Consider the following 10,835-nt stretch of genomic DNA (forward strand, 5'->3'; position numbering starts at 1 on the left):
GTAGCGGGGAATTGCCGGTGAGGTCAGAGCAAGATCAGCACTTGGCATGGTAACTCCGTTTCAGCAGCCAATGATATGTTGCGGTGATAAATCCAAGAATAATCATCAGTAATACGGATAGCGCTGCCGCCATATTGGGTTCAAGGAATAAATCCCCGGAGACCAGGCTGGCGATACGGATGGTCACCATATTGTAGTTACCGGTTGTCAGCGCATAGGTGGATGCGTAAGCGCCCACGGCATTGGCGAACAGAATGATAAAGGTACCGAGCAGCGCGGGTGAGAGCACCGGCAGCGCCACATAGCGCCAGTAAGCAAAGCGTCCGGCACCCATGGTTTTGGCGGCATCTTCCCATTCCGGTTTCAGCGCATCAAACGCGGGGTAGAGCAGTAAAATACCCAGCGGGATCTGAAAATAGAGATAAATCAGCATCAGCCCCGTGGCGCTGTAGAGATTGAAATCATCAATCACGCCCCAGGCTTTCAGTTGCAGAGTTACCGCGCCGTTCACGCCGAGGATTATCACAAACGCAAACGCCAGCGGCACACCGCTGAAGTTTCCGGTCATATTGGTGAAGGCAATCAGCCAGCGGCGGGGGCGCGCTGGTGCATGTTGCAGAGAGGCGGCAAACAGCGCGGCAAGAATCAACCCGCCGACACTTGAAATAGCGGAAATCCATAAGGTGTTTTCAAATGCCTGAATATAAAAAGGGCTGGTGAAAATCTCGCTGAAATTAGCAAATGACCAGGCATCTTCATAAATAAAGCTGTTAATAATCACCCACAGCATCGGTGCAAGCTGAAAGAGCAGAAACAGGACTGCCGCAGGCAACAGTAACAGCATCGGTTTCAGTGCAATACGACGTGATGTTATACGGATATGCTGCTGTTTTTTCATGACGGTCAGCTCCGGCAGGATATCAGCCATGGTGGTCTTCCCGCAGCAGGTGAGGCACAGAGGCTTTGTCGTGTCCGCTCAGGCCGAGTAACCGGCAGATTGCCCCGCACAGTTGTGTCTGTTTTACCGGGAGAGAATCATCATGAGAAAAGGCATCCCCGACAACAAACAGTGGCACATGGCGCTCTTCATCCAGAATGCCGCCGTGTGAGCGATCATTATTCATACCGTGGTCGCTGGTCACCAGCACCTGATAACCGGCTTCCCGCCATGCCGGCAGATAAGCGGAGAGCAAACCATCAGCCCGGCGGGCACTGTTGCGGTACTGCGGGGAATCGCCGCCAAACTTATGTCCGGCATCATCAATATTCATCGGATGAATAAGAAGAAAGTCGGGATGGTATTCACGGCGTAAATATTCCGCATCCATAAACAGATGATCATCCGGATAGCTGTCTGCCTGATAAAAACAGCCGTGCTGAATAGCCAGCGAATCATCATGCGTGAAGCGGTCACGAACGGCATCAAATGGTGCGCGGTTATATAACTCACTAACCCAGTGATACGCCGCAGCCGCCGTGATTTTTCCGGCTTTTTGTGCCAGGGAGAAAATACTGTCGTTATATGACAAACGCACAACCTGATTATGAACAACCCCGCTGTCGACCGGGCGGATGCCGGTCAGAATGCATTCGTACAGCGGACGGGAAAGTGAGGGTAATTCACAATCAAGGCGGTAAAGTGTGGCGTCCTGAGATTCAGTCAAACCCTGCATAAAGCCCATGCAATCATGGGCTGTGCGGTAGTTTAAGCCATCCAGAACGACCAGGATAACAGCGTGATTCATGGTCATTCCGTTAGTTCATGTTGATGATAACGTTCTGCTGCCACAGTTTAGGCAACTGGCGGGAGGTTTTTTCCCAGCCATCAAAATCAGTGATAGGTTTGGCACTGGTATACTGAGATTCAGGCAGCAATTTTGCTTTGATGCTGTCCGGCAGTGTCAGGTGTGCCGCACGGATAGGGCGGGCATAGCCTTCGGCGAGATTAAGCTGTCCTTTGTCACTGAAGATAAATTCACGCGTCAGTTTTGCCGCATTCGGGTTTTTGGCAAATTTATTGATGATGGTGGAGTAACCGGATGTCACAGAGCCATCAGACGGGATCACCACGGTAAAGCGTTTGGCATCAATCTGGTCGCGGTAGCTGAGGGCGTTAAAATCCCACATCACGGCCACTTCAATTTCGCCTTTTTCTAAATTGGCCACACTCGGGTCATTGAGTGACAGACGTTTTTGTTTGGCTAATTGTGCAAACATATCAATTGCCGGCTGAATATTGGTTTCGTTACCGCCGAGGGCAAAGGCGGCTGCGAGCACGCCGCTGTTAGCTTGTGCGGCTATCCCGACATCGCCGATAGTGACGCGGTATTTACCGTTTTGCAGATCTGCCCAGCTTTTCGGCTGGTCTTTAACAAGGTCGTTATTGATGATAAAAGCAATGGTGCCGGTATAGGCCAGCGCCCAGTTACCGTCTTTGTCTTTTGCCCAGTCAGGTATTTGATCCCAGGTGGTGGGTTTATAAGGCTGAACAACGCCTTTCTGTACGGCAACCGGACCAAATGATGCGCCGACATCCCCGATATCCGCGGTGGCGTTATTTTTTTCAGCGGCAAATTTGGCAATTTCCTGTGCCGAACTCATGTCTGTATCCTGATGCTTCAGACCATACAGCTTTTCAATATCGGCCCAGGTTCCTTTCCAGTTCGCCCATGCGTCTGGCATACCTACGCTGTACACGACACCTTCTTTTTTGGCGGCGGCAATTAATTCGTCTAACCGGGCATTATCTGTTGTGGCAAATGAGGAAAAGGATGCTGTAATAACGGCGGCAGTCAGTAATGTCTTGGTGATAACCGGAGCAGAAAATTGTTTCATAATACCCTCGTAAGTTAGCTGACTAAGTATAAGCAGACGATGGTAGGGTATGACGCATTTGTGACAACGGGCTGACACTGATATGACACTTTTCTGACAGCGGAAAGGCAGAAAGCGTAACCGCTTTGCATGCCGGGTGTTCTCCCTGTGAAGAGAGTATGATTTAATTCATCACTATTTTATTAACAAGATATCGTGAAACTATGCAGCAGATTTTAACGGGCGATGAAACAGGGTATTGGGTTATCAGCGCAGACAACCGGGTCTGGCTGCCGGAAGGGCAATTACCGGAAGGCAGTGCGGCGCAATGGATGCTGACCGGCAAACCGGCAGTACGTATTGGCGAATGGCAGGGGCTGCCGGTCTGGCTAATCCGTGAAAAAATGCGCTCAGATATGTGCTCGCCCCGTATTATTGCCGCAGACAATGATGATTTATTCAAAATGGCCGGACGTGGCGTGCAGCTTGCGGAATTTTACCGCTCACACCGTTATTGTGGCTATTGTGGTGCGGCAATGAAATACAGTGAAAGCGAATGGGCATGCCTGTGTGATGCCTGCCGCGAACGTTATTATCCGCAGATAGCACCGTGCATTATTGTCGGCATCCGCCGTCATGATTCTATTCTGCTGGCACAGCACCGCCGCCATAAAAATGCACCGCTGTTCACGGTACTTGCCGGATTTGTGGAAGTGGGGGAAACCCTGGAAGAAGCGGTTGCCCGCGAAGTGATGGAAGAGAGCCGCATTGAAATTCAGAATATCCGCTATGTGTCTTCTCAGCCGTGGCCGTTCCCGCATTCACTGATGATGGGCTTTCTGGCGGATTATGCCGACGGTGAAATCCATCATGATCCCGGCGAGTTACTCAGTGCTGATTGGTATCACTATGATAACCTTCCGGTTATTCCGCCACCGGATACTATTGCCCGCCGCCTGATAGAAGACACGGTTGCACTGTGCCGTCAGGATGATGAAGACGCGTGATACTGAAAGCATGTTACAATGCTGCTTTTATAACGTACATCAATACGTTACGCGGCCATTAACTTTTTGGAGTCTGTCATGAGTGAATTGAAAAACGACCGCTATCTGCGTGCATTACTGCGTCAGCCTGTGGATGTCACCCCGGTATGGATGATGCGTCAGGCCGGGCGTTATTTGCCTGAATATAAAATTACCCGCGAACAGGCAGGGGATTTTATGGCACTGTGTAAAAACACAGAGCTGGCCTGTGAAGTGACATTGCAGCCGCTGCGTCGTTTCCCGCTGGATGCGGCGATTCTCTTTTCCGATATTCTCACCATTCCTGATGCGATGGGGCTGGGGCTCTATTTTGAAACCGGCGAAGGCCCGCGTTTTATGCATCCGGTGCAAAGTGCCCGTGATGTGCAAAAGCTGCCGGTGCCGGATCCGGAACTGGAGCTGGGTTATGTCATGGATGCTGTCCGTGCTATCCGCAAAGCCCTGAACGGCGATATCCCGCTGATTGGTTTTTCCGGCAGTCCGTGGACATTAGCCACGTATATGGTGGAAGGCGGCAGCAGCAAAGCCTTCACAAAAATCAAAAAAATGATGTATGCCGAACCACAGACACTGCATCTGCTGCTGGATAAACTGGCAGACAGCGTGATTTTGTATCTGAATGCACAAATCAAAGCCGGCGCACAATCTGTGATGATTTTTGATACCTGGGGTGGTGTACTGACCGGGCGTGATTATCTTGAATTTTCATTGCATTACATGCACAAAATTATCGACGGGCTGATCCGTGAAAATGACGGACGCCGCGTGCCGGTAACTCTGTTTACCAAAGGCGGCGGTCAGTGGCTGGAAGCGATGGCAGCAACCGGCTGTGATGCGCTGGGGCTGGACTGGACAACGGATATCGCGGATGCGCGCCGCCGTGTAGGTGATAAAGTCGCACTTCAGGGCAATATGGATCCGTCCATGTTATATGCATCACCTGTGCGTATTGAAGACGAAGTAGCATCAATTCTGGCCGGTTTCGGGCACGGCGAAGGGCATGTGTTTAACCTCGGACACGGTATCCATCAGGATGTGGAGCCTGAGCATGCCGGCGCCTTTATTGACGCGGTACACCGCCTGTCAGGGAAATACCATCAGGGTTGATATCAGCCCGCTTTAACAGAGTAACGGAGGTCGTGATGTCAGAGATTGACACCCGTATGCTGAAAGCCCGGCAGATTGAACTGGCACAACAGGTCAGTTTGCAGGATGTGGTTATCGATCCCCGCTATGTGGCGGGGGTTGATGTTGGTTTTGAGGATGAAGGGCGGGTAACCCGCGCCGCTGTCGTTATCCTGACATACCCTGACCTGGTTGTGGCGGAGTATCAGATTGCCCGCATTCCCACTCAGTTACCTTATATCCCGGGGTTGCTCTCTTTTCGTGAAATCCCGGCCATTCTTGCTGCGTGGGAAAAACTGACCTTAAAACCGGATCTTGTGCTGGTGGATGGGCAGGGACGCGCGCACCCGCGCCGTCTCGGTGTTGCCGGTCATCTGGGTGTAACACTGAATATCCCGGCTATCGGCGTCGCCAAAAGCCGCCTGTGCGGGCACTATGACGAACTTGCACAAGGTGTGGATGCACAATCTCCTCTCACGGATAAAGATGAACAGCTCGGCTGGGTCTGGCGCAGCAAAGCGCGCTGTAATCCCTTGTTCATTTCTCCCGGCCACCTTGTGAGTATTGACACGGCATTAGTGTGGGTGAAAGCCATGATCCGCGGCTATCGCCTGCCTGAACCCACCCGCTGGGCTGATGGTATTGCCTCAAATCGAACGTTTTTCGTCCGGTTGAAACAGAAATATCCAGATTTTCCACGTAAAGATGTGGATATTATGGATTTTCAGGTAAACTGCGGCACATGTCAGAGTAACGAGTAATACGGAATGTTAAAGAACCCGATCCATTTACGGCTGGAAAAACTGGAAAGCTGGCAGCATCTCACTTTCGCAGCAAGTCTGTGCGAGAGAATGTATCCCAATTATGCCGTTTTTTGTCAGCAGACCGGGTTTGCTGATCCGTCTCTTTACCGGCGTATTCTGGAACTCATCTGGGAAGTACTTACTGTTAAAGATGCGAAAGTGAACTTTGACAGCCAGCTGGAAAAGCTGGAAGAAGCTATCCCTGATGGTGAAGACTATGATATTTACGGTGTGTTTCCGGCTATTGATGCCTGTGCGGCACTCAGTGAACTTATCCACATGCGTCTGAGCGGTGAAACGCTGGAACATGCTATTGCGGTAAGTGAGATTTCGGTCGGCACAGTCGCTATGCTGGAAATGACACAAGCCGGACGCGAAATGTCCGATGAAGAATTAAAAGAATTACCCGCTGTTGAAGAAGAGTGGGATATTCAGTGGGAAATTTTTCGCCTGTTAGCTGCATGCGAAGAGCGCGACATTGAGTTGATAAAAGGCTTGAGATCAGACCTCCGCGAAGCGGGGGTCAGTAATATTGGCGTAAGTTTAGGCGATTAAATCAAAAAAACGTGATTTAAGCCTATAAATGCCGATGTTAAAGACTTCACAATTGCCCCGTCTCTGGTCTACAGTGAGGGGCGAAAAGAAGTGGCTATCGGGGCGCGTGTATCAGGGCTGTCAAATGACATATCCGACGCACTCGATGCTTTGCAAACGATAAACACACTGTAAGGATATTTTATGAATAAGACTCAATTGATTGATGCTATCGCAGAAAAAGCAGAGCTGTCTAAAGTACAGGCAAAAGCAGCGCTGGAATCCACACTGGCGGCCATCACTGACTCTCTGAAAGAAGGCGATGCTGTACAATTAGTTGGCTTCGGTACTTTTAAAGTTAACCATCGTGCAGAGCGTACCGGCCGTAACCCGCAGACTGGTAATGAAATCAAAATTGCAGCGGCAAACGTGCCAGCTTTCTCTGCCGGTAAAGCACTGAAAGACGCAGTAAAATAATTGCGTTGCAAAAACAGATTATCAGAGGGGGATTTCGTCCCCTTTTGTTGATTAGACAGGGGCTGCTCGCACTGGGCTTTTGCTCATTGCTCAGCGCCTGTTCCGGTCAACCCACACTTCCTCCCTTCAGTGCCTCCGGCTATATTGCGGATGATGGCGCTGTCAGAATGTGGCGTCTTAACGCCGACAATGTCTCCCGTGTTCTGATGAGTGTTTACAGCCCGTACCGTGACGGACAAACGGTTGTGACCGTCTATGAATTTCGCCGTGGAAAACTCTGGCAAATCCGTACTGAATACCTTGGTGATAATGGTTTCTCCGAACAACTGCGCCTTGACCACGAGGGCAATGCGATTTTTATGCAGCGGGAAAAGAACGGACAGAAATCACCACTGAGTACAGATGAAGTGGCACGGATAACTTTTATGGCAGAGCGCCAGTTATCCCTGAATACCGCGCTTATCACCGGTGACATCCGTCTGAAGCAGGGACAATGGCGTGACAGCTATGTGACTGACTGTCAGGGAGATAAATCGTATGTTGAGTTTGATGCCGAAACGGAACAGTTCCTGGCTAAGCGCCAGCGGAACAGTACATCACCTATCTATATTGCGTGGCTGGAATCGCCGGAAGGGCGTGAGATTTTGCTGGCTGCAAACGATAACTTCTGTAAATGGGAACCCACGGAAGATTCACTGTAAATCTCCCGCAGGTTTTATCACTGCTTAGTCTTTCAGTCTTTCAATCGCACGATAGCCGATATCCCGGCGATAAAATGCCCCGTTCCACTGAATATGACGCAGCGCCGCATAAGCCTGTTTTTGCGCCTGTGCGATATCATCACCTAATGCGGTGACACACAATACCCGCCCGCCGTTGGTCACAATATGGTTGTCTTTCAGCGCTGTACCTGCCTGGAATACTTTGCAGTCTGCTTCCTGAATATTCAGCCCGTCAATGATATCACCCTGACGATAATCACCCGGATAGCCACCGGCTGCCATCACAATTCCCAGCGCCGGACGCGGATCCCACTGCGATGTTTTCCCGGCTAACTGCCCCTGCGCCCCCGCAAGACACAGCGCCACGAGATCAGATTGCAGACGCATCATAATCGGCTGTGTTTCCGGGTCCCCGAAGCGGCAGTTGAATTCAATAACTTTCGGCTCACCGTTTTCATCAATCATCAGACCTGCGTACAGGAATCCCTGATAAGTATTACCTTCGGCGGCCATTCCTTCGACTGTCGGGTAAATTACTTTTTCCATTACCCGCTGATGAACAGCATCAGTCACGACAGGCGCCGGAGAATATGCACCCATGCCGCCGGTATTAGGGCCGGTATCACCATCGCCGACCCGCTTGTGATCCTGACTTGTTGCCATCGGTATGATATTTTTACCATCGACCATCACAATAAAACTGGCTTCTTCACCGGTAAGAAACTCTTCAATGACAATGCGGTGTCCGGCATCACCGAAGGCATTACCTGCCAGCATGTCATGCACGGCATCCTGTGCTTCTTTCAGCGTCATGGCGACAATCACGCCTTTGCCCGCCGCGAGTCCGTCTGCTTTGATAACAATGGGTGCGCCGACTTTATTAAGGTATGCCAGCGCCGGTTCAATCTCTGTAAAATTCTGATACACGGCTGTCGGAATATGGTGGCGTGCCAGAAAATCTTTGGTGAAGGCTTTTGAGCCCTCCAGCTGTGCTGCCCCTTTTGTCGGACCAAAAATAGTCAGACCTGCCGCGGTAAACACATCGACCACACCCATCACCAGCGGTGTTTCCGGGCCGACAATGGTCAGACCGATATCGTGAGATTGTGCAAAGGCCAGCAGGCCGTCAATGTCGGTTGCATCAATCGCCACATTTTGAAGATGCGGTTCCTGCGCCGTACCGGCGTTACCGGGAGCGACATAAACATGTTCCGCCAGCGGAGATTGCGCCGCTTTCCAGGCAAGGGCGTGTTCGCGCCCGCCGTTACCAATAATCAGAATATTCATAAGGTAAGTTCCGGTCTCTTCTATTATTAATGGCGAAAATGGCGCATGCCGGTGAAAATCATGGCAATGTTGTGCTCATCTGCGGCGGCGATCACTTCATCATCACGGATAGAGCCACCCGGCTGGATAACACAGGTGATCCCTACCGCGGCTGCGGCATCGATACCATCACGGAACGGGAAGAAGGCATCTGATGCCATGGCGCAGCCGGCAACTTCCAGTCCTTCATCACCGGCTTTGATCCCGGCAATTTTTGCGGAATACACACGGCTCATCTGACCGGCGCCCACACCGATGGTCATATCATTTTTTGCATAAACAATGGCATTGGATTTGACGAATTTTGCTACTTTCCAGCAGAACAGCGCGTCTTTCAGCTCCTGCTCTGTCGGCTGACGTTTGCTGACAACCTGTAAGTCGCTGCCACTGACCATGCCGAGGTCACGATCCTGTACCAGCAGCCCGCCATTTACGCGTTTGAAATCAAGTGCGGCAACCGGGTTCTGCCACTGACCACAGGTCAGTACGCGGACATTCTGTTTTGCTGCAAGAATTGGTAATGCATCTTCAGCAACTGACGGGGCGATAATCACTTCCACAAACTGGCGCTCAACAATGGCAGAGGCTGTTTTGGCATCCAGCTCACGGTTAAAGGCAATAATGCCGCCGAATGCAGAAGTCGGGTCAGTTTTAAACGCATTGTCGTAAGCGGTCAGTAATGAAGAGGCGACAGCCACGCCGCACGGGTTTGCGTGTTTCACAATGACACAGGCAGGTTGGGTAAATTGCTTTACACACTCAAGTGCAGCATCAGTATCAGCGATATTATTATAAGAGAGGGCTTTGCCTTGTAACTGAACGGCGGTACTGATCGAGGCTTCCTGAATATTCTCTTCTATATAGAAGGCAGCATTCTGATGGCTGTTCTCGCCATAGCGCATATCCTGCTTTTTGATAAAGTTCAGATTCAGGGTCCGCGGGAACTGACCGGAAGGCTGAGTGGTATCACCGTGATAGGGTTTAACCTGCTGCCCGAAGTAGTTAGCAATCATGCTGTCGTAAGCGGCGGTGTGCTCAAAGGCTTTAATCGCAAGATCAAAACGGGTGTCAAAGCTCAGGCTGTGCTGACCGGCATCCATCTCGGCAATAATAGTTGCGTAATCGCTGCTCTTTACCACAATCGCCACATCTTTATGGTTCTTTGCCGCAGAGCGGACCATGGTCGGACCGCCGATATCAATATTCTCAACCGCGTCTTCTGTGGTGCAACCCGGTTTTGCCACTGTTTCAGCAAACGGATAGAGATTCACTACCACCATATCGATGGCTTCTATCTGATGCTTCGCCATTACTTCATCATCAGTACCTCGGCGTCCCAGAATCCCGCCGTGTACTTTCGGATGCAGGGTTTTGACGCGTCCGTCCATCATTTCCGGGAAACCGGTGTAATCGGAAACTTCGGTGACCGGCAGTCCGGCCTGAGATAACAGACGGGCAGTGCCGCCGGTTGACAGCAAATCAACACCGCGGGCGGCGAGCGCCTGTGCAAATTCAATGATGCCGGTTTTGTCAGAGACACTGAGCAGGGCGCGACGGATAGGGCGAAGCTGTTGCATGAGTTTGGATCCCTTGAGTTCAGCTAAAAATGAGAGTGGAGTGCAGGTGAAACCCGGTCATTGCATAAGATTTCAAAACCCGGGGCAAAGATCAACAGGTCATTAATAGTGCTGATTGTAACGCAAACGTTGTGATGCTTGGGAATTTTATGATTTTTTACAGTTTGTGGATAACTTTGTGCGTAACCCGGTATAAGCAGGGGTTTTGCTGTGGAATGCAGCAAACAGTCAGAAATTCGAAAATTAACACTTGTCTTCTGAAAGCGACTCCCTATAATGCACCCCACTGACACGGAACAACACGCTGACAAGCGCGCCGACAGTAGAGAAAAGCGAAAAAAGTTGAAAAACAACGCTTGACTCAAAGGGGCTGAAAACGTAATATATGCAGCCTCGCAACAACGCAGAAGA

At 50.8% G+C, this 10,835-nt stretch carries 11 protein-coding genes; 6 read left to right on the plus strand and 5 right to left on the minus strand.

Going from position 1 to position 10,835, the window contains the following annotated elements; all coding sequences use genetic code 11:
* Window positions 1–34: 34 nt before the first annotated feature.
* From AYY17_RS11335 to AYY17_RS11345, 3 genes are read right to left on the minus strand one after another with little or no spacing between them, the layout of a single operon-like run.
* The gene (locus tag AYY17_RS11335) at window positions 35–898 is read right to left on the minus strand and encodes an ABC transporter permease (protein ID WP_235845370.1); all 864 of its coding nucleotides are present in this window, start codon (window positions 896–898) and stop codon (window positions 35–37) included.
* A 22-nt stretch (window positions 899–920) separates the two neighbouring features.
* Window positions 921–1,745 carry an alkaline phosphatase family protein gene (locus AYY17_RS11340; protein WP_067423832.1) on the minus strand — a complete coding sequence of 275 codons (825 nt, stop codon included), beginning with the start codon at window positions 1,743–1,745 and terminating at the stop codon, window positions 921–923.
* Between the two features lie 10 nt (window positions 1,746–1,755).
* A complete protein-coding gene (locus AYY17_RS11345; RefSeq protein ID WP_067423834.1) occupies window positions 1,756–2,835 on the minus strand; it encodes an ABC transporter substrate-binding protein in 1,080 nt (359 codons plus the stop codon).
* A gap of 203 nt (window positions 2,836–3,038) precedes the next feature.
* Between AYY17_RS11345 and nudC the strand changes: the two genes are divergently transcribed.
* The 6 genes from nudC (at window position 3,039) to AYY17_RS11375 (ending at window position 7,500) form a co-directional block, all read left to right on the plus strand.
* A complete protein-coding gene (gene nudC, locus AYY17_RS11350) occupies window positions 3,039–3,821 on the plus strand; it encodes an NAD(+) diphosphatase (RefSeq protein ID WP_067365749.1) in 783 nt (260 codons plus the stop codon).
* A gap of 78 nt (window positions 3,822–3,899) precedes the next feature.
* Window positions 3,900–4,967: a uroporphyrinogen decarboxylase gene (gene hemE, locus AYY17_RS11355; RefSeq protein ID WP_067423836.1), complete on the plus strand. Its 1,068-nt coding sequence runs from the start codon at window positions 3,900–3,902 to the stop codon at window positions 4,965–4,967.
* Window positions 4,968–5,002: 35 nt separating this feature from the next.
* Window positions 5,003–5,746: a deoxyribonuclease V gene (gene nfi, locus AYY17_RS11360; RefSeq protein ID WP_067423838.1), complete on the plus strand. Its 744-nt coding sequence runs from the start codon at window positions 5,003–5,005 to the stop codon at window positions 5,744–5,746.
* Window positions 5,747–5,752: 6 nt separating this feature from the next.
* Window positions 5,753–6,343, plus strand: coding sequence for a YjaG family protein (locus AYY17_RS11365; RefSeq protein WP_067401804.1), 591 nt, complete (start codon window positions 5,753–5,755; stop codon window positions 6,341–6,343).
* A gap of 183 nt (window positions 6,344–6,526) precedes the next feature.
* Window positions 6,527–6,799, plus strand: coding sequence for a nucleoid-associated protein HU-alpha (gene hupA, locus AYY17_RS11370; RefSeq protein ID WP_067401806.1), 273 nt, complete (start codon window positions 6,527–6,529; stop codon window positions 6,797–6,799).
* 47 nt (window positions 6,800–6,846) lie between these two features.
* Entirely contained in the window at window positions 6,847–7,500 is a 654-nt protein-coding gene (locus AYY17_RS11375; RefSeq protein WP_067423840.1) for a DUF1481 domain-containing protein, read from the plus strand.
* Window positions 7,501–7,524: 24 nt separating this feature from the next.
* Here AYY17_RS11375 and purD read toward each other — a convergent pair whose 3' ends face one another.
* Window positions 7,525–8,808 carry a phosphoribosylamine--glycine ligase gene (purD, locus tag AYY17_RS11380; RefSeq protein ID WP_067423842.1) on the minus strand — a complete coding sequence of 428 codons (1,284 nt, stop codon included), beginning with the start codon at window positions 8,806–8,808 and terminating at the stop codon, window positions 7,525–7,527.
* Window positions 8,809–8,834: 26 nt separating this feature from the next.
* The gene (gene purH / locus AYY17_RS11385; RefSeq protein WP_067423844.1) at window positions 8,835–10,424 is read right to left on the minus strand and encodes a bifunctional phosphoribosylaminoimidazolecarboxamide formyltransferase/IMP cyclohydrolase; all 1,590 of its coding nucleotides are present in this window, start codon (window positions 10,422–10,424) and stop codon (window positions 8,835–8,837) included.
* Between the last annotated feature and the right edge of the window lie 411 nt (window positions 10,425–10,835).

The sequence above is a fragment of the Morganella psychrotolerans genome (genome assembly GCF_001676055.1).
GTDB classification, from domain to species: Bacteria; Pseudomonadota; Gammaproteobacteria; order Enterobacterales; family Enterobacteriaceae; genus Morganella; species Morganella psychrotolerans_B.